General features: G+C 74.4%; 25 protein-coding genes and 1 pseudogene. 13 read left to right on the forward strand and 13 right to left on the reverse strand.

Annotated elements, in window-relative coordinates; genetic code table 11:
* Window positions 1-40: 40 nt before the first annotated feature.
* From IG74_RS0120175 to IG74_RS0120190, 4 genes are all read right to left on the reverse strand, one after another.
* On the reverse strand, window positions 41-901 hold the full coding sequence (locus tag IG74_RS0120175; protein ID WP_030678889.1) for a hypothetical protein: 861 nt from the start codon (window positions 899-901) through the stop codon (window positions 41-43).
* 222 nt (window positions 902-1123) lie between these two features.
* Window positions 1124-2149, reverse strand: a complete 1026-nt coding sequence (locus IG74_RS0120180; protein ID WP_030678893.1) for an N-acetylmuramoyl-L-alanine amidase — start codon at window positions 2147-2149, stop codon at window positions 1124-1126.
* A gap of 10 nt (window positions 2150-2159) precedes the next feature.
* Window positions 2160-2834 (reverse strand): class I SAM-dependent methyltransferase, encoded by a 675-nt coding sequence (locus IG74_RS0120185; protein WP_030678897.1) that lies wholly within the window; start codon window positions 2832-2834, stop codon window positions 2160-2162.
* A 127-nt stretch (window positions 2835-2961) separates the two neighbouring features.
* Entirely contained in the window at window positions 2962-4698 is a 1737-nt protein-coding gene (locus IG74_RS0120190) for an MFS transporter (RefSeq protein WP_030678900.1), read from the reverse strand.
* A gap of 304 nt (window positions 4699-5002) precedes the next feature.
* Here IG74_RS0120190 and IG74_RS0120195 point away from each other — a divergent pair, with 304 nt between their 5' ends.
* The 3 genes from IG74_RS0120195 to IG74_RS0120205 all read left to right on the forward strand — a co-directional run bounded on the left by IG74_RS0120195 (window position 5003) and on the right by IG74_RS0120205 (window position 8087).
* Entirely contained in the window at window positions 5003-5254 is a 252-nt protein-coding gene (locus IG74_RS0120195) for a hypothetical protein (RefSeq protein ID WP_030678903.1), read from the forward strand.
* 95 nt (window positions 5255-5349) lie between these two features.
* Window positions 5350-6540: a thiolase C-terminal domain-containing protein gene (locus IG74_RS0120200; protein WP_030678906.1), complete on the forward strand. Its 1191-nt coding sequence runs from the start codon at window positions 5350-5352 to the stop codon at window positions 6538-6540.
* Between the two features lie 119 nt (window positions 6541-6659).
* Window positions 6660-8087 (forward strand): DHA2 family efflux MFS transporter permease subunit, encoded by a 1428-nt coding sequence (locus IG74_RS0120205; protein ID WP_037825775.1) that lies wholly within the window; start codon window positions 6660-6662, stop codon window positions 8085-8087.
* Between the two features lie 22 nt (window positions 8088-8109).
* On the opposite strand, the gene IG74_RS0120210 is transcribed toward IG74_RS0120205, so the two are convergent.
* The 3 genes from IG74_RS0120210 to IG74_RS0120220 form a co-directional block, all read right to left on the reverse strand.
* Entirely contained in the window at window positions 8110-8751 is a 642-nt protein-coding gene (locus IG74_RS0120210; protein WP_030678910.1) for a response regulator transcription factor, read from the reverse strand.
* Between the two features lie 124 nt (window positions 8752-8875).
* A complete protein-coding gene (locus IG74_RS0120215; RefSeq protein ID WP_030678913.1) occupies window positions 8876-9391 on the reverse strand; it encodes a lytic polysaccharide monooxygenase auxiliary activity family 9 protein in 516 nt (171 codons plus the stop codon).
* Between the two features lie 190 nt (window positions 9392-9581).
* On the reverse strand, window positions 9582-10826 hold the full coding sequence (locus IG74_RS0120220; protein ID WP_051855048.1) for a sensor histidine kinase: 1245 nt from the start codon (window positions 10824-10826) through the stop codon (window positions 9582-9584).
* 323 nt (window positions 10827-11149) lie between these two features.
* On the opposite strand from IG74_RS0120220, the gene IG74_RS0120225 reads away from it, so the two are divergent.
* From IG74_RS0120225 to IG74_RS0120235, 3 genes are all read left to right on the forward strand, one after another.
* Entirely contained in the window at window positions 11150-12022 is an 873-nt protein-coding gene (locus IG74_RS0120225) for a MaoC/PaaZ C-terminal domain-containing protein (RefSeq protein WP_030678920.1), read from the forward strand.
* A 74-nt stretch (window positions 12023-12096) separates the two neighbouring features.
* Window positions 12097-13173, forward strand: a complete 1077-nt coding sequence (locus tag IG74_RS0120230; protein WP_030678924.1) for a Zn-dependent alcohol dehydrogenase — start codon at window positions 12097-12099, stop codon at window positions 13171-13173.
* A 29-nt stretch (window positions 13174-13202) separates the two neighbouring features.
* The gene (locus tag IG74_RS0120235) at window positions 13203-14144 is read left to right on the forward strand and encodes a 3-oxoacyl-ACP reductase (protein ID WP_030678927.1); all 942 of its coding nucleotides are present in this window, start codon (window positions 13203-13205) and stop codon (window positions 14142-14144) included.
* Between the two features lie 205 nt (window positions 14145-14349).
* Here IG74_RS0120235 and IG74_RS52155 read toward each other — a convergent pair whose 3' ends face one another.
* Both IG74_RS52155 and IG74_RS46000 read right to left on the reverse strand, forming a co-directional pair.
* Complete coding sequence (locus IG74_RS52155; RefSeq protein WP_158857699.1) at window positions 14350-14505, reverse strand: hypothetical protein; 156 nt, start codon at window positions 14503-14505, stop codon at window positions 14350-14352.
* Window positions 14506-14549: 44 nt separating this feature from the next.
* Window positions 14550-15768 (reverse strand): annotated as a pseudogene (locus IG74_RS46000) (hypothetical protein).
* Between the two features lie 218 nt (window positions 15769-15986).
* Here IG74_RS46000 and IG74_RS0120250 point away from each other — a divergent pair.
* From IG74_RS0120250 to IG74_RS0120265, 4 genes are all read left to right on the forward strand, one after another.
* Window positions 15987-17030 (forward strand): ABC transporter substrate-binding protein, encoded by a 1044-nt coding sequence (locus IG74_RS0120250; protein ID WP_030678930.1) that lies wholly within the window; start codon window positions 15987-15989, stop codon window positions 17028-17030.
* A 116-nt stretch (window positions 17031-17146) separates the two neighbouring features.
* Window positions 17147-18025, forward strand: a complete 879-nt coding sequence (locus tag IG74_RS0120255) for a Nif3-like dinuclear metal center hexameric protein (RefSeq protein WP_030678932.1) — start codon at window positions 17147-17149, stop codon at window positions 18023-18025.
* Window positions 18022-18765 carry a zinc ribbon domain-containing protein gene (locus tag IG74_RS0120260; protein WP_063761265.1) on the forward strand — a complete coding sequence of 248 codons (744 nt, stop codon included), beginning with the start codon at window positions 18022-18024 and terminating at the stop codon, window positions 18763-18765. Before IG74_RS0120255 ends, IG74_RS0120260 begins: the two co-directional genes overlap by 4 nt.
* Before the next feature lie 9 nt (window positions 18766-18774).
* The gene (locus tag IG74_RS0120265; protein WP_030678937.1) at window positions 18775-20100 is read left to right on the forward strand and encodes a bifunctional RNase H/acid phosphatase; all 1326 of its coding nucleotides are present in this window, start codon (window positions 18775-18777) and stop codon (window positions 20098-20100) included.
* Window positions 20101-20234: 134 nt separating this feature from the next.
* Here the strand turns inward: IG74_RS0120265 and eda are convergent, their stop codons facing one another.
* Window positions 20235-20867, reverse strand: a complete 633-nt coding sequence (gene eda / locus IG74_RS0120270) for a bifunctional 4-hydroxy-2-oxoglutarate aldolase/2-dehydro-3-deoxy-phosphogluconate aldolase (protein WP_030678940.1) — start codon at window positions 20865-20867, stop codon at window positions 20235-20237.
* A 96-nt stretch (window positions 20868-20963) separates the two neighbouring features.
* A complete protein-coding gene (gene yaaA / locus IG74_RS0120275; protein ID WP_030678942.1) occupies window positions 20964-21764 on the reverse strand; it encodes a peroxide stress protein YaaA in 801 nt (266 codons plus the stop codon).
* Window positions 21765-22057: 293 nt separating this feature from the next.
* Here yaaA and IG74_RS0120280 point away from each other — a divergent pair, with 293 nt between their 5' ends.
* A complete protein-coding gene (locus IG74_RS0120280) occupies window positions 22058-23506 on the forward strand; it encodes an RNB domain-containing ribonuclease (RefSeq protein ID WP_030678945.1) in 1449 nt (482 codons plus the stop codon).
* On the opposite strand, the gene IG74_RS0120285 is transcribed toward IG74_RS0120280, so the two are convergent.
* Complete coding sequence (locus IG74_RS0120285; RefSeq protein ID WP_199818861.1) at window positions 23493-24224, reverse strand: hypothetical protein; 732 nt, start codon at window positions 24222-24224, stop codon at window positions 23493-23495. The genes IG74_RS0120280 and IG74_RS0120285 overlap by 14 nt on opposite strands.
* Window positions 24221-25048 carry a MerR family transcriptional regulator gene (locus IG74_RS0120290; RefSeq protein WP_030678951.1) on the reverse strand — a complete coding sequence of 276 codons (828 nt, stop codon included), beginning with the start codon at window positions 25046-25048 and terminating at the stop codon, window positions 24221-24223. The genes IG74_RS0120285 and IG74_RS0120290 overlap by 4 nt, the downstream gene beginning before the upstream one ends.
* 188 nt (window positions 25049-25236) lie before the next feature.
* Between IG74_RS0120290 and IG74_RS0120295 the strand changes: the two genes are divergently transcribed.
* Both IG74_RS0120295 and IG74_RS0120300 read left to right on the forward strand, forming a co-directional pair.
* Window positions 25237-25662: a DUF4260 family protein gene (locus IG74_RS0120295; protein ID WP_030678954.1), complete on the forward strand. Its 426-nt coding sequence runs from the start codon at window positions 25237-25239 to the stop codon at window positions 25660-25662.
* Window positions 25625-26197: a TetR/AcrR family transcriptional regulator gene (locus tag IG74_RS0120300; protein ID WP_107058981.1), complete on the forward strand. Its 573-nt coding sequence runs from the start codon at window positions 25625-25627 to the stop codon at window positions 26195-26197. The genes IG74_RS0120295 and IG74_RS0120300 overlap by 38 nt, the downstream gene beginning before the upstream one ends.
* Window positions 26198-26217: the final 20 nt, after the last annotated feature.

A 26217-nucleotide genomic window follows, 5' to 3' on the forward strand; every position in this document is an offset into this window, starting at 1 on the left:
CGGAAGGGCGAGGGGCCGCTGAAGGCTTGCGGGGGCCGGGTCAGCCGCGCTGGATCCCGGTGGTGTCCTGGAGCACACCACGACGGCCGTCCTGCGTCTGCGCCACCAGGCTCTGGCCGCGCTGCTCGACGGCCAGGTACCAGGTGCCCGGCGCCAGTTCGGCGATCGGGGTCGGCGAGCCGTCCTCCGGGTACAGCGGGCGCGGCACCGGCACGGCGAACCAGAACGGCGAGAAGTCCGCCGACGCGGGCTGCGCCTGCGCGGCGGCCGGCGGCGGAGTGGCGCCGCCACCCTGCGGCTGCCCGCCGAACGACGGCTGCTGCGGCTGACCGGGCTGCGCGCCGTACGGCTGCGACTGGGCCCCCGGGTAGCCGTACCCGCCCTGCGGCTGCCCGCCGTAGGGCTGCGGGGCGACGGGGCTCGGGGCACCCATGAGGGGGGCCTTGAGGGCGGGGACGATGTTCGTGGCGACGGCCGCGGCGACGAGGACGAGAGCGCCGATCAGGCCGAGGATGAGGCCCGTGCCGGCGTCGGGGGTGTCGACACTGCCGTTGCCGCCGAACCGGCTGTTGAGGGCCTCGAAGAACTTGTCGTAGGACTGCCCGGTGTCGAAGATGGCGCCGAGCGCGCTCCAGGCGGAGGCGAAGGTGAGGCCGATGCCGAACGTGCCGAGGTCCAGACCGGCGATCTTGCGCTGCGAGCCCGTGGCGCGGCCTACGACGATGAGCGCGGCACCGATGATGCCGGCCAAGTACACGCTCATCAGAAGGTTGCCGTTGTCCCAGGCGGTGGGGATGTCGTCGCCATCGCCGTCAATGGTGTCGAGGAACGAGGCGATGAAGAGCAACACCGCTGCTCCGATCACCACGCCGTCGCCTCGAGTGAGGGAGCGGAAATTCACTTCAGGTCCTTCGTCAGTCGTCTCGTCGTTAGAGGCGTCGCTGTCGCCTGGTCGCGGATGCTCGCGGGCGTGGAGCGGCGGGGGTGGCCCCTCATCGTACGGAGGACCTTATCGTCCGCCCGGCCGGGGTGTCTGCTTCAGATAAAGATCGTCACTGAGTGAAGATCTCCCGGTTGCCGTCCCGTGACGAGGCGGCAACGGACCCATCACGACTGCCCGCTTTCACCGGGCGAGGAAGCTACCGATTCCGTCGGAAATGCCGTGGGCCGCCTTCTGGCGCCAGTCCGGGTTCGTGAGCAATGCCTCGTCCTTCGGGTCGCGCATGTTGCCGCACTCGATGAACACCTTGGGGACCTTGGAGAGGTTGAGGCCGCCCAGGTCGCGGCGGACGTCGAGGCCGGTGCCGTCGCCGACGTAGTTGGAGGGGGCGCTCTTGGTGGCGGACAGGAACTTGCCCGCGATGCGCTCGCCGAGGTCGCGGGAGGGCCCGACGATGGCGGTGGTGTCGGCGGCGCCGCCGCTGACCTTCGCGGGCAGGATCACGTGGAAGCCCCGGTTGCCGACGGCCGAGCCGTCGGCGTGCAGGGAGACGACGGCGTCGGCGCGGGCCGCGTTGCCGATGCGGGCGCGCTCGTCGACGCACGGGCCCCAGGCGCGGTCGCCGTCCTGGGTGAGGCGGACCGTGGCGCCCTGGCGGTGCAGCAGGTCCCGCAGGCGGTGGGCGAGGTCCAGGGTGAACCGGGCCTCCGTGTAACCCCGGTTGGTGGACGTGCCGGTGGTGTCGCACTCCTTGGAGTTGGTGCCGATGTTCACCGGGCGGTTGATCTCCGCGGTGTGCCGGAAGTTGCCCGGGTTGTGGCCCGGGTCGATCACCACGACCTTGCCCTTGAGGGGGCCCGAGGGCGCGGGGCGGCCCCCCGACGACGGGGCCTTCCCGGACGGCTTGGCGTCCCCCTCCTCGCCCCCCTTGTCGTCCGGCTCGTCCTTCGGCTTCTCGGACTTGCGCGCGGCGGGGGACTTCGAGGAATCGTCGGCGGTCGGCTTCGAGGGCGCGTTCTGGTCCGAGCGGCTGGCCGACGGCAGCGTTCTCGGCCGCTCGGCGCCCTCCGAGCCGCCCGTCGCGTCGTGGATGAGGTAGCCCGCGAGCGTGGCGGGGGCGAGCACGGCGAGGGTGACCGCGAGCGTGCGGCCACCGCCGAAGCGGCGGGGCGGGCGCGGTGGCTGACTGTCCGGACCTACGTACGACACGACAGGGAGCCTATCCGCGGCCGGAGCCGGCCGCGCCGGTTCGGCGCAGGACGCGGAGGGAGTCGGTGACCGAGTCCTCAGTGAACATCCCGGACTCCAGGGCCCGGAGGTACACGCGGTACGGGGCCTGCCCCGTCCACTCGTCCACCGGGTCGGGGAACACGTCGTGGATGACGAGCAGGCCGCCCTCCGCCACGTGCGGCGCCCACCCCTCGTAGTCCGCGCCCGCGTGCTCGTCGGTGTGCCCGCCGTCGATGAAGACCAGGCCGAGCGGGGCGTGCCAGAGCCGCGCCACCTGCGGGGAGCGGCCGACGACCGCGATCACGTGGTCCTCCAGGCCCGCCTTGTGCAGCGTGCGCCGGAAGGTGGGCAGCGTGTCCATGCGGCCCACCTCCGGGTCCACGGTCTGCGGGTCGTGGTAGTCCCAGCCGGGCTGCTGCTCCTCGCTGCCCCGGTGGTGGTCGACCGTGACCACGCTCACACCGGCCGCGCGGGCCGCGTCCGCGAGCAGGATCGTGGAGCGGCCGCAGTACGTGCCGACTTCGAGCAGGGGAAGGCCGAGGGCCGCCGCCTCGCGCGCGGCCGCGTACAGGGCGAGCCCTTCGTGGACGGGCATGAAGCCCTTGGCCGCCTCGAAGGCGCCGAGGACCTCCGGTGCCGGGGCCTGAGCCTGAGTGGCAGCCATCGTCTTCCTTCCGGTACTTGACCTGCGCGGGACGGACCCGCGTACGTACGGGCGCCCATGGTGCACCACACCCCCGGCACCGGGGTGACGGGGGTGCGGCCCGCGGCCGCAGGGCCGCACGGGAGGCTCAGGCCAGGATCTCGCTGTCGCCCGGCAGCGCCAGGTCGACCTCGACGGGCCGCTGCTCGCCGCGGTGGACGGCCGAGACGGCGTGCGGCGCGTGCCCGGCGGCGGTGGCCGCGAGCACGTACGCGCCGTCGGCGGGGACCGCGAGGGCGTACCGCCCGTCGTCGTCGGTGACCGCGGCGTCCGCCCGGCGGCCGTGCGGATCGATCAGCGTGACCCGCGCGCGGGCCACCGGCGCGCCCGCGGGGGAGAGGACCCGCCCCTTGAACCCGCCGGTGAGCGCCTCGGCGGCCCGGGCGAGCGCGGCGTCCTCCTCGCTGCTGGCCCGCAGCTGGGTGTGGGTCCCGGCCGCGGCCCGGGGCCTGCCGGGCAGGAACAGCGCGAACACCAGGCCGATCGCGACGGCGCCGGTGGCGATGAGGAAGGAGGCGCGGAAGCCCTCCATGGTGGGCACCTCGACGGGGCCCGCGGTGTGGGCGGTGTTGGCGAGCACCATGCCGATGACGGCGCTGGACACGGAGGTGCCGATGGACCGCATCAGGGTGTTGAGGCCGTTGGCCGCGCCCGTCTCGGACGGGTCGACGGCACCGATGATGAGCGCGGGCAGCGAGGAGTAGGCGAGGCCGATGCCCGCGCCGACGACGACCGAGATGACGATGGTCTGCCAGGCGGCGCTCATCAGGCCGAGGCCCGCGCCGTAGCCGATGGCGATGACGAGCATGCCGAGGATCAGGGTGACCTTCGGTCCGTACGCGGCCGAGAGCCGCGCGTAGACGGGCGCCGTGAACATCATGGTCAGGCCGAGCGGCGCCACGCACAGGCCCGCGACGACCATGGACTGGCCGAGGCCGTAGCCGGTGGCGGCGGGCAGCTGGAGGAGCTGGGGCAGCACCAGCGAGATGGCGTAGAAGGCGACGCCGACCATGATCGAGGCGAGGTTGGTGAGCAGCACCTCGCGCCGGGCCGTGGTGCGCAGGTCGACCAGCGGCGCCTTGACGCGCAGCTCCATCACGCCCCACAGGACGAGCACCACGGCCGAGGCCGCGAACAGGCCGAGGGTCAGGCCCGAACCCCAGCCCCAGTCGCTGCCCTTGGTGATGGGCAGCAGGAAGAGGACCAGGCCCGCCGAGAGGCCGAGCGCGCCGAGGACGTCGAAGGTGCCCTCGGCCCGCAGCGGGCTCTCCGGCACCAGCAGGACGATGAGCAGCATGGCGAGCGCGCCGAGGCCCGCGGCCCCGAAGAACAGGGCGTGCCAGTCGGCGTGCTGCGCCACGAGCGCGGCGGCGGGCATGGCGAGGCCGCCGCCGACGCCTATGGAGGAGCTCATCAGGGCCATCGCCGAGCCGAGCCTCTCGCGCGGCAGCTCGTCGCGCATCAGGCCGATGCCGAGCGGAATGGCGCCCATCGCGACCCCTTGCAGGGCCCGCCCGGCGATCATGACGACGAGGTCGTCGGTGAGGGCGCACACCAGCGAGCCGACCACCATGACCGCGAGGCTGGTGAGCAGCATCCGGCGCTTGCCGAAGAGGTCGCCGAGCCTGCCCATGATCGGGGTGGCGACGGCGCCCGCGAGGAGCGTGGACGTCATGACCCAGGTGGCGTTGGACGGCGTCGTGCGGAGCAGGACGGGCAGGTCCTTGATGACGGGGACGAGCAGCGTCTGCATGACGGCGACGACGATGCCGGAGAAGGCGAGTACGGGGACGACACCGCGGGGGTGAGCCGTCGCGTGCGACATAGGGCTGGGGCCTCCGGGACGAAGGGGTGACGGGGCGGCACGGCGGCCGGACGAGGCGTGGGGCGCGTCGCGCGGGAGACGTGTGGCGGACGGACGGGACGTCGTACGTGTGACATACGTGGGACAGGCGGGACGCATGGGACGTCCGCGGTTACATGCACGATGAACCTGTTTCCCGGGGCGACTATTCCGGCATCCGTCGAACCAAAGGAACTCTTGACCCTCCATTGACCGCGCCTGTACGCGGTCCTGTCACTGGCCCCGCCGGACTCGCCCCGCCGGACTCGCCCGGACGGTCGCTGGCATGCTGTACACCTGCACGACACCTGCACGGCCACGAAGCGAAGAAGAGCTGGCGGGCCCCCGTCACGAAGGATCCCCCGTCATTCCGCGCACGCCCTGGTGGCTCAATCTGCTGGCACTGGCCCTCGCGGTCGCCCCCTGCCTGGTCCTCGGCCTCCCGTGGTACGTCGCCGCCGTCGCGGCGCTGATCACCGGAACGGCCGCCGACCGGGCCTGGGTGGCGGTCGAGCGCCGACGCGGCGACAACGACTAGAGCCGGGGCGCGAGGCGCGGCGTCCGGCCTTCCTTCGGATTGGAACGTGTTCTATTCTGCCGCCGTTCCGCCGGGCTCTGCCAGGGAGGTCTGTCGTGAAGGCGTACGTCGTCGGCGTCGGTATGACGAGGTTCGAGAAGCCCGAGAGCAGGGACTGGCAGTACTGGGACATGGCGCGGGAGGCGGGCGGCGGGGCCCTGGCGGATGCCGGGGTGCCGTACGCGGCGGTGGAGCAGGCGGCCGTCGGGTACTGCTTCCAGGCCTCGACGGCGGGCCAGCGCGCGGTGTACGAGCTCGGCCTGACCGGGCTGCCCGTCTACAACGTCAACAACAACTGCGCGACCGGCGCGACCGCCCTCATGCTCGCCCGCCAGCTCGTGACGGGCGGTACGAGCGACTGCGTCCTGGCGCTCGGCTTCGAGCGGATGAAGCGGGGCTCCCTCGGCGGGGGCGGCGACGGCGACCTCGCCGCGTCCCCGGTGGCCCGCCACTACGGAGTGATGGCCGCCCGCCACGGCTTCGCGGCCACCCCGCCCACCGCCCAGATCTTCGGCAACGCGGCCCGCGAGCACATGGAGCGGTACGGCACGACGCCCGCCCAGCTCGCGGCGGTGGCCGCGAAGAACCACCGGCACTCCGCGCACAACCCCCTCGCCCAGTTCCGGGACGCGTACACCGTGGCCGAGGTCCTCGCCGCCAGGACCGTGCACGACCCGCTCACCAAGCTCCAGTGCTCGCCCACGTCCGACGGCGCCGCGGCGGCGCTCGTGGCGTCCGAGCGCTTCGTGGAGCGGCACGGACTCGCGGGCCGCGCGGTCGAAATCGTCGCCCAGGCCATGACGACCGACACCGAGGAGTCCTTCGCCTCCGGCTCGTGCCTCGACGTGGTGGGCCGCCCGATGACCCGCGCGGCCGCGCGCCAGGTCTACGAACGCTCCGGCCTGACCGCCGACGATCTCGACGTCATCGAGCTGCACGACTGCTTCTCCATCAACGAACTCCTCACGTACGAAAGCCTCGGCCTGTGCGCGGAGGGCGAGTCCGGCAAGCTCGTCGAGTCCGGCGCGACCACGTACGGCGGGCGCTGGGTGGTGAACCCCTCCGGCGGCCTGATCTCCAAGGGGCACCCCCTCGGCGCGACCGGCATCGCCCAAGTCGCCGAGCTGGCCTGGCAGTTGCGGGGCGAGGCGGGGGAGCGGCAGGTGCCTGGGGCGCGGGTCGGGCTCGCGCACAACATCGGGCTCGGCGGAGCGGCGGTGGTGACGCTGCTGCGGCGGGCGGAGTGAGCGGAGCGGGGGAGCGGCGCTGCGGGGGACCACGACTTTCGGCCTAGGTCCCCGGCCCCACGCCGTACCCCGCCATTTTCCGATGTACGGGGCATGTGTCGGCTGTCAGCATGGAGCCCATGCTGGAGACCCCTGTTGACACCCCCATATCCCGGCGCGCCGCCGCGCCCCTGTGGCTCGTGGTGGCCGCCGCCTGCGCCGGGCAGTTCCTCGTCGTCCTCGACGTGTCCGTCGTCAATGTGGCGCTGCCGTCCATGCGGGCCGACCTGGGCCTCAGCGCCACGGGCCTGCAGTGGGTCGTCAACGCGTACTCCATCGCCTTCGCCGGGTTCATGCTGCTCGGCGGGCGCGCGGGCGATCTCTTCGGGCGCAAGCGGATGTTCCTGGTGGGGCTCGGCCTGTTCACCCTCGCCTCGCTCGGCGGCGGGCTCGCGCAGGAGGGGTGGCAACTGCTCGCCGCGCGGGCGGTGCAGGGCCTCGGCGCCGCCGTCCTCGCGCCCTCCACCCTGACCATCCTCACCTCGGCCGTGCCGGAGGGGGCCGCGCGGGTGCGGGCCATCGCCACCTGGTCGGCCGTCGGCGCCGGCGGCGGCGCCGCGGGCGGGCTCGTCGGCGGCGTCCTCACCGACGGCCTCTCCTGGCGGTGGGTGCTGCTCGTGAACGTGCCCGTCGGCGTCCTGGTGTTCGCCGCCGCGCTGCGCTGGATCAGCGAGAGCAGGGCGAACGGCGCCCGGCGGCTCGACGTGCCCGGGGCCGTCCTCGTCACCGCGGGCATCGCCACCCTCGCCTACGGCATCGTGCAGACCGAGGTGGAGGGCTGGACCGCCGCCGCGACCCTCGTGCCGCTCGCGGCCGGGCTCGGCCTGATCGCCGCGTTCCTCGGCGTCGAGGCGCGCTCCAAGGCGCCGCTCATGCCCCTGAAGCTGTTCCGGGTGCGGTCCGTCTCGGCGGCCAACGCGACCATGTTCGTCTGCGGCATGGGCCTGTTCGCGATGTGGTTCTTCATGACCCTGTACGCGCAGAACGTCCTCGGCTACACGCCCCTGGAGGCCGGGCTCGCGCTCATCCCCAGCTCCGTCAGCGTCGTCGTGGGGTCCAAGGTCGCGCCCCGGCTCATGCGGGTCGCGGGGGCGCGGACCGTCACCGTCGTCGGCGTCCTGACCGCGGCGGCCGGATTCGCCTGGCAGTGGCGGATGCTCGCCGGGGACGGCGCGCACGGCGCGTACGTCACCTCGATCATGCTGCCCGGCATCCTCATGATGCTGGGCGCGGGGCTCGCGGGCACCCCGCTCGCCTCCCTGGCCACCAGCGGCGCCGAGCCGGGGGACGCGGGGCTCGTCGCCGGGCTCATCAACACCTCGCGCACCATGGGCGGTTCGCTGGGGCTCGCGATCCTCTCCACGGTCGCCACGGCCCGTACGGCGGGGCGGCCCGGGGCGGACGCGGTCGCCGACGGCTACGCCCTCGCCTTCCTCTGGGGCGCGGTGTTCCTCGCCCTCGCCGCGCTCGTCGTCCTCGTCTGGATGCCGCGCGCGGCCCGCGACTGACCGGCGGGGCCACCGGCGAGGGCTACAGCCACCCCTGCTGGCGGGCCTCCCGCGCGGCCTCCATGCGGTTGCGCGTGCCCGTCTTGCCGATGGCGGCCGACAGGTAGTTCCGTACGGTCGACTCCGACAGGTGCAGCGACGAGGCGATGTCGGCGATCGTCGCCCCGTCCACCGAGGCCCGCAGCGCGTCCGCCTCGCGCGGCGTGAGCGGGTTCGGCCCCGCGCTCAGGGCGGCCGCGGCGAGCGCCGGGTCGATGACGGTCTCGCCGCGCAGCACCTGGCGGATCGCCTCCGCGAGGTCCTCCACAGGACCGTCCTTGACCAGGAAGCCCGCCGCTCCCGCCTCCATGGCCCGGCGCAGATACCCGGGGCGCCCGAAGGTGGTGAGGATGAGGACCCGGCAGTCGGGGCACTCGTCGCGCAGCTCCGCCGCCGCGTCCAGACCGCTGCGGCCGGGCAGTTCGATGTCGAGCAGCGCCACGTCGGGGCGGGCCGTCAGGGCGGTGCGCACGATCTCGTCGCCCGCCCCGACCTGCGCGACGACCTCGATGTCCGGCTCCATGCCGAGCAGCAGCGCGAGCGCGCCGCGCATCATGCCCTGGTCCTCGGCGAGCAGGACCCTGACGCACTTGGCGGGCCGGCGGTCTTCGGGCATCTCGTCCATGGCGTCAGGCTACGGCCAGAACGCCAGGTCGGGGCGGGTGGTGCCCCGGCCGGCCGGACCTCCGGGGGCCTTTCGGGTCCGGCCGACCGGCCCCCGTCCGGGGCTTCGGGCGAGCCCCGGAGCGTCAGCCCTTGATGTTGATGTCGACGCAGGCGTAGAACGCGTTCGCGGTGTCGTAGATGTTCCAGACCGCGAGCATCTTGTGCCGGCCCGTGATGCCGCCGAAGTCGACGGTGTGCGTCACGGTCGTGGGCGGCTGGCGGCCGCCGTCGTTGATCTCCTTGACCTTGCGTCCGTCGACGAAGTACTGCCAGGTGCTGGTGCGGTGAGGCGCCGTGAGGCGCCACGTGAACTGCTGCGACGCGTTGACGTCGGAGACCTTCCAGCCCTTGCTGTCGTTGTCCAGCTCGGCGAACCGGGCGTTGCCGCCGCTGCAGCTCCGCAGGCCCTTGGGGCCCTCGACGCTCTGCGGCTCCCACTTGATCTCGCCGCACGGCACGGTGTTCGCCGCGCACTGGGCCTGGCGGCTCGGCGGCGAGTTGATGTAGCCGTGGGTGCTGGCCGGGGTGACGGAGGCGAAGACGAGGAGGGGGGCGCACGCCGCGCCAAGGCCCATGGCCAGCTTCCGTTTGGTGTTCATCGTTGCTCCCTCTGAGGTGGGGGACGAGGGGCTAACCGGCCCGGCGCCTGGGCCGGTCCATTGGCCTAGACCTTACGGATTGACTGGACTCCGTCAAGAGTTGCGGCAGGTTCTGGCACACGACGCGCTCCGGCCGCGGCGCGTACGGGCCGCGGCGCGCACGGGCCGCCGGTCACCCCCGGCCCGCCGGTCACCCCCGGGCGGCCCCCGCCCCCGCCTCCGTGCGTTCCCCGTCCGTGGTCGGCAGCACGGCCGTGACCCGGAAGCCGGAGCGCGGCGCCGGGCCCGACTCCAGGGAGCCGCCCGCCGCGGCGAGGCGTTCGGTCAGGCCCTTGAGCCCGCTGCCGGGCGGGGCCGAGCCCACGCCGCGGCCGTCGTCGGTGATCACCAGGCGGGTCCGGCCCCCGGCGCCCGCGACCTCGATCTCGCACCGGCCCGCCCGGGCGTGCCGGACGACGTTGGTGGCCGCCTCGCGCACCACCCAGCCGAGCAGCGCCGCCGACCGCGGGTCGAGCGGCGGCCCCGACTGCCGTACGACCGTCTCGACCCCGGCCGCGTCCAGCAGGTCGCGCACCCGGTCCAGCTCCGTGCTGAGCGAGGCCTCGCGGTAGCCGGTGACGGCCTCGCGGATCTCCGTGAGCGCCTGCCTGCCGACGGACTCGATGTCCGCGACCTGGCCGAGCGCCGCGTCCACGTCGCGCGGGGCGAGGCGGCGCGCGGCCTCCGACTTCACCACGATCACCGACAGGGTGTGGCCGAGCAGGTCGTGCAGGTCCCGGGAGAAGCGCAGCCGCTCCTCCGCCACCGCCCGCCGGGCCAGCTCCTCGCGGGCCGCGCGCAGGTCCCGTACCGCCTCGGACAGGGACAGGATCGCCGCCGTCACCATCGTCGAAAGGAACGTGCCGTACGCGATGTTGACGCCGTCCCAGCCCTCCCTGAACCCGGCGACCGCGCCCGCGAGGGCGCTCAGACCCAGGCCGACCGGGCCGAGGCGACGGCCCCTGACCACCGCGCCGACGGCGAGACCGAACAACGGGAAGAACATCAGCCAGTTCCCGCCGTAGCCCGCGGCGAGCCCGACGGTCAGCGCCCCCAGGGCCAGGAGCGAGCCCATCGTGCCGCGCGACTCCCGCTTGGCCTTGTCGAAGGCCCGGAAGGCGATCGAGACGTACAGCGAGTTGAAGACCAGCAGGCCGATCGCCGCGATCCACGGGTTCGCGGTCCTGCCCTGGAGCAGATGGGAGAACGCGCCCATGCCCATGAGCAGCCAGGGCAGCAGTGCGAAGCCGTTGGGCGGGCCCGGGGGCGTGTCGTCGTCCCCGCGGCGGCGCCGCTCCCGCCGGGCGGCCTTCTGCTCCGGCCGCTCGGCGTGCCACGCGGCGCGCGCCGCGCGGGCCTCGTGCAGTCGGCAGGCGGCGCCGCGCATCCAGGACATGTCCCGCTCCCCGTTCCGTTGCGTGCGTGGTGGCTTTCGACAGTAAGAGAAGGGGGCGAGGGCTGCGAAGGCCCCTTCGTACGGTCCTGGCCAGGACAAATGTCACGGGTGCCGGCGCCGGTGCGGTGTCCGGCGGCGTGATCTGACGCTACGTCAGGAGTCGGTGCCGGGAGCCTTCCCAACTCCCGGGCGCTGGGCTATACATGGGAGCGCCGGAATGGAACGCGTTCTAGAACGTGCCACCGGCCCCGCCGCGACCTCGGTGCGGCCGACGGTGCGGACGGTCGCACCGAGGTCTCGAGACCACCAAGGAGCCGCCACCCATGCCCATCGACGCCGCCAAGGCCCTGGCCGCCGAGCCCCGCAGCGCCGCGATCAGCTGGGACCACAAGGACGTGCAGCTCTACCACCTGGGCATCGGCGCCGCCGCCAACCCCGACAAGGACCGCCCCGCCACCGACCCGGACGAGCTGCGCTACACGCTGGAGTCCCGGCTGCACGTCCTGCCCAGCTTCGCCACCGTCGCGGGCGCGGGCATGGGCGCCATGGGCGGGCTCTCCGCACCCGGCATCGACGTGAACCTGGCCGCCGTCCTGCACGGCGGCCAGGCCATCGAGCTGCACCGCCCCATCCCGGTGGCGGGCACGGCCACCCTGACGTCCCGGGTCGCGGCCGTCCACGACAAGGGCAAGGCCGCCGTGATCGTCCTGCGCGCCGAGGCGGCCGACGGCGACGGGCCGCTGTGGGCGAGCGAGGCGCAGCTCTTCGTCCGCGGCGAGGGCGGCTTCGGCGGCGAGCGCGGCCCGTCCGCGCGGCTCGACGTGCCCGACCGGCCCTTCGACCGGACCGCCGACCGTCCCGTCCGGCAGGACCAGGCGCTGCTCTACCGCCTGTCCGGCGACTGGAACCCGCTGCACGCGGACCCCGAGTTCGCCAAGCTCGCGGGCTTCGACCGGCCGATCCTGCACGGCCTGTGCTCGTACGGGATGACGCTCAAGGCCGTCGTGGACACCGTGCTCGGCGGTGACGTGTCGCGGGTGCGCGGCTACCGCACCCGCTTCGCCGGGGTCGTCTTCCCCGGCGAGACCCTGCGCGTCGGCATGTGGGAGTCGGCCGGGCGCGTCCAGGCGGTCGTCACGGCCCTGGAGCGGGACGGAGCGCCGGTGCTCGCCGACACCGTCGTCGAGCACGGCTGACGTGCCCGGGCGAGCGCGGGCGACGTACGTACCACCGGTGCACGTACCCCCGAAGTGAGAGGAGCCCCACCCTCATGCGCGCAGCCGTACTGCACGAGACAGGCCAGGACAAGCTCGACGTGCTCGACGACGTCGAGGCGGTGGGCTTCGGCCCGGGGAAGGTGCGCATCCGCGTCCGGGCCACGGGCCTGTGCCACTCCGACGTGTCCGCGATGAACGGCGTGCTGCCGCAGCCCGCGCCGTTCGTCCCGGGCCACGAGGGCGCGGGCGAGGTCCTCGACGTCGGCGACGGCGTCACGAACGTCAAGCGGGGCGACCGGGTCCTGGTGTGCTGGCTCCCCGCCTGCGGTGCGTGTCCGGCGTGCAGGCGCGGGCAGACCGAGCTGTGCCTCGCCGGGTTCATGAACGCGGGCACGCCCAACTTCAAGCGCCCGCAGGGCGACGTCTTCGGCTTCGCGGGCACCGGCACGTTCGCCGAGGAGGTCGTGGTCGACGCGGCCTGCGCGGTGCCGATCCCGGACGACGTGCCCTTCGACATCGCGGCGCTCATCGGCTGCGGCGTCACCACCGGGCTCGGCGCTGCCCTCAACACCGCCGACGTGACGGCCGGTTCGTCCGTCGCCGTCATCGGCTGCGGCGGCGTCGGCGTCTCGGTGATCCAGGGCGCGCGGCTCAAGGGCGCGGCCCACGTCGTGGCCGTCGACCCGGTGGCGGCCCGGCGCGAGGCGGCGCTGCGGTTCGGCGCGAGCGAGGCGGTGGCGCCCGACGCCCTCGACGACGCCAAGCAGCGGGCCACGGCGGGCGAGGGCTTCGACTACGTCTTCGAGGTCGTCGGCAAGTCCGCGACGGCCCGCACCGCGTACGAGGCGACCCGGCGCGGCGGCACCCTGTGCGTGGTCGGCGCGGGCGCCATGGACGACCAGGTCCAGTTCAACATGTTCGAGCTGTTCTTCGACGAGAAGCGCATCCTGCCGTCCCTGTACGGCGGCGGGGACGTGCTGCGTTCCTACGAGCGGGCCATCGCGCTGTGGCGCGCCGGACGCGTCGACCTCGCGGGCATGATCACGCACCGGGTGCAGCTCGGCGAGATCAACGAGGCCCTGGAGCAGATGCGCACCGGTGCGGCGCTGCGGACCTGCATAGAGATTTGACGTCGCGACCGCGACCGAAGGGAGTTTCCGTGCTGCTGCCGCTTGAGGGCCTGTCGGCCGTCGTCACCGGGGCGGGCCGCGGGCTCGGCCGGGCCGAGGCCGTCGAACTCGCCCGGCTCGGGGCGAGCGTCGTCGTCAACGACTACGGGCAGCCGGGCCGCGACGGCACCGGCACGGCGTCCGCCGGGCCCGCCGAGGACGTCGCCGCCGAGATCCGCGACGCGGGCGGCAAGGCCGTCGCGCACTGCGGGGACGTGGCCGACCACGCGCAGGCCCGCGCCCTGGTGGACCTCGCCGTCGACACGTACGGCAAGCTCGACGTCCTGGTCAACAACGCGGGCATCCTGCGGGACCGGATGATCTTCTCGATGTCCGAGGACGAGTGGGACTCGGTCGTCCGCGTGCACCTCAAGGGGCACTTCAACACCGTCCGGTTCGCGTCCGCACACTGGCGCGAGCGCTCCAAGGCGGCGGGCGGGCCGGTCTACGGCCGAATCGTGAACACCTCGTCGGAGGCGTTCCTCGCAGGCTCCGCCGGACAGCCCAACTACGCCGCGGCCAAGGGCGGGATCGTCGGCCTGACCACGTCCACGGCGCTCGCCCTCGCCAAGTACGGCGTGACCGCCAACGCCATCTGCCCGCGGGCGCGTACGCGGATGACGTCCGACGTGTTCGCGGGCTTCGCCGAACCGGCCGAGGGGGAGCTCGACCCGCTGGCGCCGGAGCACGTGGCCCCGCTGGTCGGCTATCTCGCCTCGCCCGCGGCCGGGCGGGTCAACGGCCAACTCCTGGTCGTGCACGGCGGCATCGTGGCCGTGATGGAGCGCCCCCGGGTCGCCGCCACGTTCCGCGCGACCGCCGGGGCGTTCACCGCCGAGGAACTGGACGAGGCACTGACCCCGCACTTCGCGACCCGCCCGGACGGCGAGACCTTCGCGGCGACGGAGGTGCTGGGCCTGAAGCGGGATTGATCCCCTGACCCGCCCCTTCCCGAAACCAGGGGCTGCCGCCCCTGGACCCCGCTTGATCGGCCTTCGGCCTCGTCCTCAAACGCCGGACGGGCTGGATGGTGCCGCTTGCGGCTGTATTTCAGCCTCTCCGGCGTTTGAGGAGCGGGGGTCTGGGGGCGGAGCCCCCAGGTCGGGAGAGGGCGGGCCCGGGGCGCCCCGCGAGGGACTAGCCCTCGGCGCCCTGCCTGCGGTGGCGGCCGCTGGGCGCGGCCTCCTCGTCGTGCGCCGCCACGGCGCCGCGGTGGCGCCCGTGACCCGCCTCCTCGTCGCCCTCGGCGTACCGTGGATCGGCCATGGTGTCCGTCGTGGTGTCGGTCGTCATGAAACTCACCCCGTAGTAAAGATCGTTCGTACCGGCGGGCGAGTCTAACCGCCCGCCGCGCGCCCCCCGAGGGGTGCCTGTTGCAGGGGCACGGGCCGGGTGGCCCGGGGGGCGCCGCCCCGCCCTCCGGGCCCGTCGGAGCCGCGCGGGCGGGGACCCGCGGCGGCGGCGCCGGGCGCCTCGATCCGGGCCACGCCGCACGGCCCCGCGCCGGTGGCGTACGGCAGGCGCAGCACCCCCTCCGGCGTCCAGCGGCCGACGCCGGGCAACCAGCCGTCGGGGGGCGTCAGTTGCTGGACCTTCCGGTCGGCGGGGCGCCAGGCGCACAGCGCGGGCCGCGCGTCGCCACCGGCGTCCAGGCGCAGGGCGACCGCGCAGACCTCCGGGGTGAGGACCTGGCCGGGCTGGATCGCGAACGGCGTCGCCCCGCGGCCGGGAAGGCGCAGGCACTCGGGGAACCGCACCGGGTGCGTGCTGCCCAACACGCCCCAGCCGAGCCGGGGTTCGCCCGGTGCGTCCGAGCGGATGAGCAGCAGTCCGCTGTCGGCGTCGGCGAGCAGCAGCCGGTCGTCGCTGTCGGCCGCGATCTGGAGCAGGGGCGACACCTCGCCGCCGCGCTCCAGGTCCACCGCCACCGTCTTGGTCGGTCCGTCGAGCCCGCGGTCGAGCGCCAGCATGCGGTTGGTGCGGTCGAGCCAGACGCCGCCGGTGCAGCGGCCGGGGACCTCGGCGAGGTGCTCGGGCCCGAACGAGCCGCCCGCGACCAGCCACACCGCCGTGGAGCGCGCGCCCGCCGCGAGGGCGTAGGCGTACCGGCCGTCCGGCGCGGGCGGCAGCAGGGTCAGCTCCGCGCCCTCGCACGCGACGCTGCCGAGCGCCACCTCGCCGGTGCCGGGTCCGGTGGGGTACAGGAGCGCAAAGACGTGGCGGCCCGCCGCCCGCCGGTGCACGCGTCCAGCGCTCGGGGTACCAGGAGCCGCCGGTGTGCGTGAGCCGGGCGGCGTAGGCCCCGTCGGCGCTGAGGACGGCGGGCGGGGCGGCGGGCGGGGCGGCGGCGACGTCCGGTGGCGGCGGCTCCGGCGCGGCGGCGGGCGCCGCGGGCCCGGGCACGAGGACCGCCCCGCCGCCCGGCACATCGACGCGCCGCGTGGTGCGTGCGGCATCCGGCGGCGAGGGCGGCATCGAGGGCGGCGTCGTGGGCGGCGACGGGGCCGGGGGAGTGGGCGGCGAAGGCGGCGATGGCTCGGCCACAGGCGCTGTCATGGGGGGTCACCTCCGCTCGCGACGCTAGTTTTCGCACGTACTGGCGTGGCATCCGAGGCCAGTCGCTTCACGCGTACGTGTGGTGATGTCCCGATTCGCCGGAGAAGGCGGGGGTGAGTGTGCTGCCTGGGGGAGCGGTTATGGTGAGGCAACCCTAAGTTGCGTGCCGGCCCGCCCCCGGGGAACCCGCACGCCCTGCCCGTCCCCCTGGAGCACCGATGTCCGTACGACGCCGTCGAACCACCCGCGGCACCGCCGCCGTCGCCCTCGCCGTGGCCGGGGCGCTCGCCCTCGCGGCCTGCGGCTCCGGCGGCGACGGCACGGGCAAGAGCGACAACGGCAGCGGCAGCAAGGCCGTCGCCCAGGGCGGCGAGGACTTCGCCGAGGCCGCCGAGAAGACCGCGCGGATGGGCACCACGGCCAAGCCCGGCCAGTTTCCGCGCACCCTCACGCACGCCCTCGGCAAGACCGAGCTGAAGCAGCGCCCGCAGCGGGTCGTGGTCCTCGACGTCGGCGAGCTGGACAACGTCGTGTCCCTCGGCGTCAAGCCCGTCGGCTACGCCCCCACCGAGGGCGACGACGGCGTCCCCGGCTACCTGCGGAAGCGGGCGGGAAGCCCCAAGGACATCGGCACGATCAACTCCCTCAACCTGGAGGCGATCGCGAACCTCAAGCCCGATCTGATCCTCGGCAGCGAGCTGCGCGCCGCCAAGCTCTACCCGCAGCTCTCCAAGATCGCCCCCACCGTGTTCTCCGTGCGCCCCGGCTTCACCTGGAAGGAGAACTACCTCCTCAACGCCGCCGCGCTCGACCTGACCGCCGAGGCGAAGTCCCGGCTCGGCGCGTACGAGAAGAAGGCGAAGGCGCTCGGCGAGGAGATCGGCCCGAAGAAGCCGACCGTCACCATGCTGCGCTACATGCCGGACCGCGTCCGCCTGTACGCCAAGGCGTCGTTCATCGGCACCATCCTCCAGGACGTCGGCCTGCCCCGGCCCAAGAACCAGCAGGTCAACGACCTCGCCACGGAGATCAGCCCGGAGCGGATCGACGACGCGGACGCCGACTGGATCTTCACCGGGGTCTACGGCGACCCGAAGAAGACCGGCCGCACGGCCGCCGAGAACAACCCGCTGTGGAAGAAGCTCGACGCGGTGAAGGAGGGCCGGGCGAAGAACGTCCCGGACGAGACCTGGTACCTGGGCCTCGGCGTGACCGCGGCCGACACGGTCCTGGACGACCTCCGGAAGCACCTGGTCAAGTAGCACCTTGTGGCGAAGGTCACGGGAGCCGTCGCCGGCGGAAGCGCGGCAGCGGCCGGCCGCCGCCGCGGGAGCGGCGCCGGTTCTGGTGCGCAGGGGCGTGCAGGTAGCCTTTGTCCGTGCCCCGTCTGTCTGAAGTCATCGCCGCGCTCGACGCCCTGTGGCCCGCGGAGCGGGCCGAGCAGTGGGACGCGGTCGGCACGGTCTGCGGTGACCCGGACCAGGAGGTCTCACGGGTCCTGTTCGCCGTCGACCCCGTCCAGGACATCGCCGACGAGGCGGTCCGGCTCGGCGCCGACCTGCTCGTCACCCACCACCCGCTCTATCTGCGCGGTACGACGACGGTGGCCGCGTCGACGTTCAAGGGCCGGGTCGTCCACGACCTGATCAAGAACGACATCGCGCTGCACGTCGCCCACACCAACGCCGACACCGCGGACCCGGGCGTCTCCGACGCCCTCGCGGGCGCCCTCGGCCTGCGCGTCGTACGCCCCCTCGTGCCGGACCCGGCCGACGAGCACGGGCGGCGCGGGCTCGGCCGGATCTGCGATCTTGAACACCCACTGACCCTCGCCGAGTTCGCCGAGCAGGCAGCGAAGCGGCTGCCCGCCACCGCGCAGGGCGTCCGCGTCGCGGGCGACCCGGACCAGCTGATCCGTACCGTCGCGGTCAGCGGCGGCTCCGGCGACAGCCTCTTCGGCGCCGTGCGCGCCGCGGGGGTCGACGCCTTCCTCACCGCCGACCTGCGCCACCACCCGGTGTCGGAGGCCCGCGCCGAGGCACCGCTCGCGCTGCTCGACGCCGCGCACTGGGCCACCGAGTGGCCCTGGTGCGAGCTGGCGGCCGCCCAGCTCGACGAGATCTCCGACCGGCACGGATGGGGCCTTCGCGTCCACGTCTCGAAGACGGTCACCGACCCCTGGACCGCCCACGCGGCGTCGTCCCCCGCAGGGAGCGCCTCGCGCGCCCCTTCTGATTCCTTTGGAGCCCCCAACTGAACGCCGCGCCCGCCGACCAGATCCGTCTCCTCGACGTCCAGGACCTGGACGTACGCCTCGCGCAGCTCGCGCACAAGCGCAAGTCGCTGCCCGAGCACGCCGAGATCGAGTCGCTGACGAAGGACTTCACGCAGCTGCGCGACCTGCTCGTGGCCGCGCAGACCGAGGACAGCGACTGCGCCCGCGAGCAGACCAAGGCCGAGCAGGACGTGGACCAGGTGCGCCAGCGCGCCGCCCGCGACCAGCAGCGCCTGGACTCCGGCGCGGTCACCTCGCCCAAGGACCTGGAGAACCTCCAGAAGGAGATCGCCTCCCTCGCCAAGCGCCAGGGTGACCTGGAGGACGTCGTCCTGGAGGTCATGGAGCGCCGCGAGTCCGCGCAGGAGCGCGTCGCCGAGCTGACCGAGCGGGTCTCCTCCGTGCAGTCCAAGCTCGACGACGCCACCGGCCGCAGGGACGCCGCGCAGGCGGAGCTCGACCGCGAGGCCGCCTCGGTCACCAAGGACCGCGAGGTCGTCGCGGCCGCCGTCCCCACCGACCTGCTCGCGCTCTACGACAGGCTGCGCGTGAAGCAGGGCGGCATCGGCGCGGCCAAGCTGCACCAGCGCCGCTGCGAGGGCTGCCGCCTGGAGCTGGACATCACCGAGGTGAACGAGATCAAGGCGGCGTCGCCCGACAAGGTCGTGCGCTGCGAGAACTGCAGCCGCATCCTGGTGCGCACCTCCGAGTCCGGCCTGTAAGGGGCGGGCGTGGCGCAGGAGTTCATCGTCGAGGCCGACGGCGGCTCCCGGGGCAACCCGGGGCCCGCGGGCTACGGCGCGGTCGTCATCGACGCCGTCACCGGCGAGACGCTGGCGGAGACCGCCGAGTACGTCGGCGTCGCCACGAACAACGTGGCCGAGTACAAGGGCCTGGTCGCAGGCCTGAAGGCGGCCCGCGACCTGGACCCCGACGCGAGGGTCCGCGTCCGCATGGACTCCAAGCTGGTCGTCGAGCAGATGTCGGGCCGCTGGAAGATCAAGCACCCCGACATGAAGCCCCTGGCCGCCGAGGCGGCCGCGGTGCTTCCCGGCGCACAGGTCAGCTACCAGTGGATCCCGCGCGAGAAGAACAAGCACGCGGACCGCTTGGCGAACGAGGCCATGGACGCGGGCAAGCGCGGCGAGCAGTGGTCGCCCGCGGCGTCGACGGCGGACCTGCGCGCCGCGTCGCGCGCCGCCGCGGAGCCCGCGGGCCCGCCCGGCGACGCGACCGCGGGCGCGGCCAAGGCGCGCGCGGCCCTCGCCGGGGCGACCGGCAAGGCCTCCGGCGGGGCGAAGGCGGGCACCGATGCCGTCGCCGCCGACGTACGGGCGGCGCGCTCCGTCGCGGCCGGCGAGTCCGACGGCTCCGGCGAGCCGTCCGGCACGGGCACCGCGACCCCGCCCGTCGGCTGGGGCACGGCCGCCGACCTCGGCGCCCCCGCGACCTTCGTCCTGCTGCGTCACGGCGAGACCCCGCTGACGCCCGAGAAGCGCTTCTCCGGCAGCGGCGGGAGCGACCCCTCCCTGTCCGACGCCGGTCGTGAGCAGGCCGTCCGCGTCGCCGCCGCGCTCGCCGCGCGAGGCACCGTGCAGGCCGTCGTCTCCTCCCCGCTGCTGCGCTGCCAGGAGACCGCCCGCACCGTCGCGGCCCGGCTCGGCCTCGACGTCCAGCTGGAGCCGGGGCTGCGCGAGACGGACTTCGGCGCCTGGGAGGGGCTCACCTTCGCCGAGGCGCGCGAGCGCTACCCCGACGAGCTGACGTCCTGGCTCGCCTCGCCGAACGTCGCCCCGCCGGGCGGCGAGTCCTTCGCCGAGGTCACGAGCCGGGTCTCGGCGGCCCGCGACAAGCTCCAGGCCGCGTACGCGGGCCGCACCGTGCTGCTCGTCACGCACGTCACGCCCATCAAGACGCTCGTACGGCTCGCGCTCGGCGCGCCGCCCGAGTCGCTGTTCCGCATGGAGCTGTCGGCGGCCTCGCTGTCCGCGGTGGCCTACTACGCGGACGGCAACGCCAGCGTCCGGCTCCTGAACGACACGGGGCACCTGCGGTGAGCGTGCGCAGCCCAAGCGTTTCGCTGGGTGTGCCGCGTTGGGACGGCGGGCGTCCGCGGGTCGTCTGTGGCTGGTCGCGCCCACGCGGCGGAGCCGCATATCGACACAGCCCCGCGCCCTAGGGGGCGCTCTCGCTACCGCAGTGCTGCGGCCTCGCGCGCCAGGGACTCGATCCGCGCCCAGTCCCCGGCCGCGACGGCGTCGCCGGGCAGCATCCAACTGCCGCCCACGCAGCCGACGTTCGCGAGCTCCAGATACGCCGGCGCGGACGTGACGGAGACGCCGCCCGTCGGGCAGAAGCGGGCCTGCGGGAGCGGGCCCGCGAGGGACTTCAGATAGGCCGTGCCCCCGGCCGCCTCCGCGGGGAAGAACTTCATCTCGCGCACGCCGCGTTCGAGCAGCGCCACGACCTCCGACGTCGTCGAGACGCCCGGCAGGAACGGCACGCCCGCCCCCCGCATCGCCGCCAGGAGCGAGTCCGTCCACCCCGGGCTGACCAGGAACCGCGCCCCCGCGTCCACCGCGTCCTCGACGTGCTCCGCCGAGAGGACCGTGCCCGCGCCCACCACCGCGTCCGGGACCTCGGCGGCGATCGCCCGGATCGCGTCCAGGGCCACCGGCGTCCGCAGCGTGACCTCGATGGCGGGCAGTCCGCCCGCGACCAGCGCCCGTGCGAGCGGCACGGCGGCGTCGACGGTGTCCACCACGACCACGGGGATGACGGGGGCGAGGTCCAGCACGGAAGCCTGGGCGGCGGGGGAGTCCATGGGGGCATCGTGCCTCGCCCCCACCACCCTCCGCAAAGCCCGTTGCGTGCTCCGCAACGCGAGGGGTCGGGGCCCCTGCCACGGGCCCCGCACGGCTCAGTGGATGTCCCGCACCACCACGTCGAGGGACCACGCGGCGGTCGGCTTCGCGGGCGGTTGCGCCTCCACCGTGTAGCCGAGGTCCCCGAGCGCCTCCACCAGCTCCGCCGGGGAGGCGGGCGCGGCCCCCGCGGTCAGCAGCGAGCGCACCAGGCGGCCCTTCGTGGCCTTGTTGAAGTGGGAGACGACGGAGCGCCGCTCCACGCCGTCCACCACGCGCGCGTGCAGCACCCGTACCGTCGCGGTCCGCCCCGCGACCTCGCCCTTGGGCTTCCACGCCGTCGCGTACGCCGCGGAGCGCAGGTCGAGGACGAGGCCCGTCCCCGCGGCCTCGGGGAGCACGGACGCCATCGGGCCGCGCCAGTGCGCGCCGAGCGCGCCGAGGCCCGGCAGCTTCACGCCCATCGAGCAGCGGTAGGAGGGGATGCGGTCGGCGACGGAGACCGCGCCCCACAGGCCGGAGAAGACCAGCAGGGAGCGCGCGGCGCGCCGCTTCGCCGCCGCGTCGAGCGTGGCCAGGTCGAGCGCGTCGTACAGGACGCCGGTGTAGATCTCACCGGCGGGCCGGGCCCCCGCGGTGCGGAGCTCGGCGTTCTTGGCGACCTCGCCGCGCAGCCCCTCGCTGAGGCCGAGGACCTCCCGCGCCTTCTCCTCGTCGGCGGCGCACAGCTCCACGAGCTCGTCGAGGACGGCGGCACGCGCCGCGGCGAGCCCCGGAAGCGACAGGGCCTCGGACTTGAGCGGCGCCCCGCGCCCGGAGGCGGCCTTACCCTCGGACGGCGGCAGCAGGACGAGCAAGGTCTTCTCCTTCGGAGGGATACGGGGCCGGGGCTCGGCCCCCGCGCCAGCGTACGGGGTGGTGCCCCGCAGCCCCTTGTCGCGCTGCGCGCTCGTCCTCAAACGCCGGACGGGCTGGATCCTTCCCGCTGGCGTGTCTGTCCCGGGAGTGCCCCTCAGGGGCGCGGGCCCGTGTCGATGTGCGGCTCCGCCGCGTGGGCGCGACCAGCCACGACGGGACTCGCGGGCGATCGACGGCCTACCGTGGCACATCCGGCGTGCCGCCCCGCAGGACCGGGCCTACGCTCGGGGGTATGCCCCGGCGCCATCTCCGAGTGACCGGCGCAGCCGAGGCCCCGCTGCGGGCCGCCCTGCGGGAGCTGCGCACCAGGCTGGACGTACCCGAGGAGTTCCCGGCGGGGGCCCTCGCGGAGGCGGAGCGCGCCGCCGCGGCCCCGCGCCTGCCGGACGAGGACGCGACGGGCGTCCCCTTCTTCACGATCGACCCGCCGACGTCCGTCGACCTCGACCAGGCGATGCACCTGTCGCGCCGGGCGGGCGGCGGCTACCGCGTGCGGTACGCGATCGCCGACGTGGCCGCGTACGTCACCCCGAAGGGCCCCCTCGACACCGAGGCCCACCGGCGCGTCACCACCCTTTACTTCCCGGACGAGAAGGTGCCGCTGCACCCGACCGCCCTCAGCGAGGGCGCGGCCAGCCTGCTGCCGGACCAGACCTGCCCCGCGCTCGTGTGGACGATCGACCTGGACGCGGACGGCCGCACCGCATCCGCCGACGTGCGCCGCGCCCTGGTCCGCAGCCGCGCCAAGCTCGACTACGACGGCGTGCAGCGGGACATCGACGCGGGCACCGCGGAGGAGCCGCTCGCGCTGCTCGCGGACATCGGCCGGCTCCGCGAGCAGCTGGAGGTCGAGCGCGGCGGCATCTCCCTCAACGTCCCGGAGCAGGAGGTCGTCGAGGGCCCGGACGGCGGCACCTACGAACTCGCCTACCGCGCGCCTTTGCCCGCCGACGGCTGGAACGCCCAGATCTCCCTGCTCACGGGCATGGCCGCCGCCCAGCTCATGATCGATTCTGGTACGGGCGTCCTGCGGACGCTGCCGACCGCCCCGGACGGCGCGGTCGGCCGCCTTCGCAGGACCGCGAAGGCCCTCGACATCGACTGGCCGCACCACCTTCCGTACGCCGGGCTCGTCCGCTCCCTCGACCCGCGCCTGCCCCACCACGCCGCGTTCCTCCAGGAGTGCACGACGCTGCTGCGCGGCGCCGGGTACACGGCGTTCAGCGGCGGCGAGGTCCCCGAGCTCACGACGCACGCCGCGGTGGCCGCGCCGTACGCCCACTGCACCGCGCCGCTGCGCCGCCTCGTCGACCGGTACGCGTCCGAGCTGTGCCTGGCCGCGTGCGCGGACGCCGCGCCGCCGGAGTGGGTGCTCGCGGCTCTGCCCGCGCTGCCCAAGGAGATGGCGGAGGGCACGCGGCGCGGCAACGCCGTGGAGCGCGCGAGCGTCGACATCGTCGAGGCGGCCCTGCTCAAGGACCGCGTCGGCGAGGTCTTCGACGCGGTGGTCGTGGACGTGAAGGAGGCGGAACCGGCCGTCGGCACCGTGCAGTTGACCGCCCCCGCCGTCGTCGCCCGGATCGAGTCCGGCACAGCCCCCCTGCCCCTGGGCGAACGCCTGCGCGTCCGCCTGGCCCGGGCGGACCCGGGCGAGGCGAAGGTGCTGTTCACTCCCGCGTGAGGAGACCGTACGCGTCCGGCGGGACCGCCGCCGGGCAGTCGGACTCCAAGGGTTCCAAGGGTTCCGAGGGCGCCAGGGACTCCAGCTCCCGGTCGAGGCTCGGCGCCTCCCGGGTGACCACCGGCGGGCGCCGCAGCGCCGCGACGAGGCCCTGCGGGTCGTCGGCGTGCAGCCGCACCACACGGGCGTACGCCGTCCGCCCCAGCGGGCGGACGAACGCGACGGGCTCGGTGAGCTCGACGGTGACCGTCGTCTGGTTGCCGACGGAGACGTCGACCGTGCCGTCGGCGCCGATCCGGACCACGCGGCCCTCGGGGTAGCGGCGCTCCACCCGGACGCCGCGGATGAGCGGGGCCGGGATCCGCAGGTCGAGGAGTTGTCCGTAGCGCACCCGCAACGAGCCGTCCGCGCCCGCCACATGGGGCCGCGTCACGCACGCGGCGTGCAGGGCGATCAGCTGCACCACGGTGTACGCGTCGACGAACAGCAGCGCGGCGTGCGCGAGCGGCCACGGCACGACGAGGGCGAGCGCGACCGTCTCGATCACCGCGAGGAAGGCGAAGGCGAAGAGCGTCGAGGTCTGCGGCCCGGTGTACGCCGCCGCGCGGTCACCGTGACCGACCCCGTGCCGCCGCCGCGCCAGCCACAGGCCGAGGCTCTGCAGCCCCCGCAGCTCGTGGGCGAGGAGCCGCCGCGCCACCCGTACGAGGCCGGTCACGGTGACCACTCCGTCGTCCCGGTGAGCACCTTCAGCATGTGGCGCACGGCCGCCGCCTGGGCGGGCGCGAAGTCGTCGAGGAACGCGTCCCCGAAGGCGCTGCCGAGCCGGGGCCGCTCCTTCGGCGCGGGCCCGCCGCCCGTGCCGCGGGCCTCCGCGCGGTCCTCGCCCCCGCCCACGAGGACCGCGAGGATGTCGTCGGGGACGAGTCCCGCGAGCTCCTTGCCGAGCGGGGCGACCCGGGGGTCGTCGGCGGGCGCGTCGGCCAGCTCGTCCAGGCGCGCGTACACCTGCCGCAGCCGGGCGGTGAGGTCGGGGTCGTCGGCGACCTCGCGCAGCGTCTCGTAGAGGCGCTCGCGCAGGCCCGCCCCGGCGATGGCGTCGAAGAGGGCGAGGTGTTCGAGGTCCTTCGCCGCGGTCGCCGAATCGGTCGGCCACAGCCGCGTGAACAGGTCCGCGAGCCCCGGCGACACGGGACCGTCACCGGGCAGCAGCCCCTCCCTGGACATCTGCAACAGCTCGGCGAGCCGGGCGCGCCGCTCCCGGACGGCCGCCTCCTGCCGGGCCAGGTCCTCGTCGAGCTCGGCGAGGACCTCGGTCAGTTCGCGCCCGGCGTCGTCCGCGAGCACGTCCCGCACCTCGTCGAGGCCGAGGCCCAGCTCGGTGAGGCGTTTGATGCGCGCGAGCACGATGGCTTCGCGCAGGCCGTACGAGCGGTAGCCGTTGGGCCGGCGCACCGGCTCGGGCAGGAGGCCGAGGTGGTGGTAGTGCCTGATGGCGCGCGTCGTCAGACCGACGGCCGCCGCGATCTCTCCGATCCGCATGTCACCAGTAGAAACGTTGACGCTGCGGCAAGGTCAAGCGGTCGCGCACGCCCGGGCCTTGACGGCTAACGCCGTTAGCCATACCGTTCTGGCTAACGGCGTTAGCCGCATGTCGCGTATGGCGTACCACGTGCCGCGTATGGCGTACCGCGCATCGCATGTCGCATGTCGCATATCGAGGAGACCCCATGACCACCGTCGCCACTCCCGCCCCGAAGGCCCCCGCCCGCACGGCCCCGCGCACCGCGCTCCGCGTCGGATGGCTCGCCGCCGCCGTCTTCTGGACCGTCCTCGCCGTCCTGGAGGGCGTCCACCACGGCTGGCCCGCGGGCGCCGCCGCGCTCCTCTTCGCCCTCGCCCCCGACCTGGCCCTCTTCGTCGGCCTGAGCGAGGCGCCCCGCACGGCCCGCGGCCAGCTCCCGCCCCGCGCCGTCCCGTACTACAACGCGGCCCACCGCGCCCTGGTCCCCCTCGCGCTCCTCGCCGTCTACACCGTCGTGCCCCTGACCTGGCCGCCCGTGCTCGCGGCCCTGTGCGCCTGGCTCGCCCACATCTCGTACGATCGCGCCTTCGGCTATGGACTGCGTACGAAGGAAGGTTTCCAGCGTGGCTGACCAGCGGCTGACCGCCCGTGCCCGCGAGATCGTCACGGCGGCCCGCGCCCTCGTGGAGGAGGCGGGCCCCGAGGCGCTGACCATGCGCTCCCTCGCGGACCGCCTCGGCATCAAGGCGCCCTCGCTGTACAAGCACTTCCCCGACAAGGCCGCGGTCGAGGTCGAGCTGATCGCCCAGCAGCTCGCCGGGGCCGCCGAGGCCTGCGAGGCCGCCGAGGCCCGCGCGCCCGGCTCCCTCGCCGCGCTCGCCGACGCCTACCGTGCCCACGCCCTGGCCCACCCCCACCTCTACCGCCTGGGCACCGAGCGCCCCCTGCCCCGGCACGCCCTGCCGCCCGGCCTGGAGGAGCGGGCGGCGGCCCCCCTCCTCCGCGCGTGCGGCGGCGAGGTGGAACGGGCCCGCGCCGTATGGGCCTTCGCGCACGGCATGGTCATCCTGGAGATCCACGGCCGCTTCCCGGAGGGGGTCGGCCTCGGGGAAGCGTGGAAGACGGGCGTGGCGGCGTTGGAGGGGAGCGCGGGGGAGCGCCCCTAAGGGGCGCGGGGAACTGCGCG

The organism is Streptomyces sp. NRRL B-1347, from assembly GCF_000720325.1.
Lineage (GTDB): Bacteria > Actinomycetota > Actinomycetes > Streptomycetales > Streptomycetaceae > Streptomyces.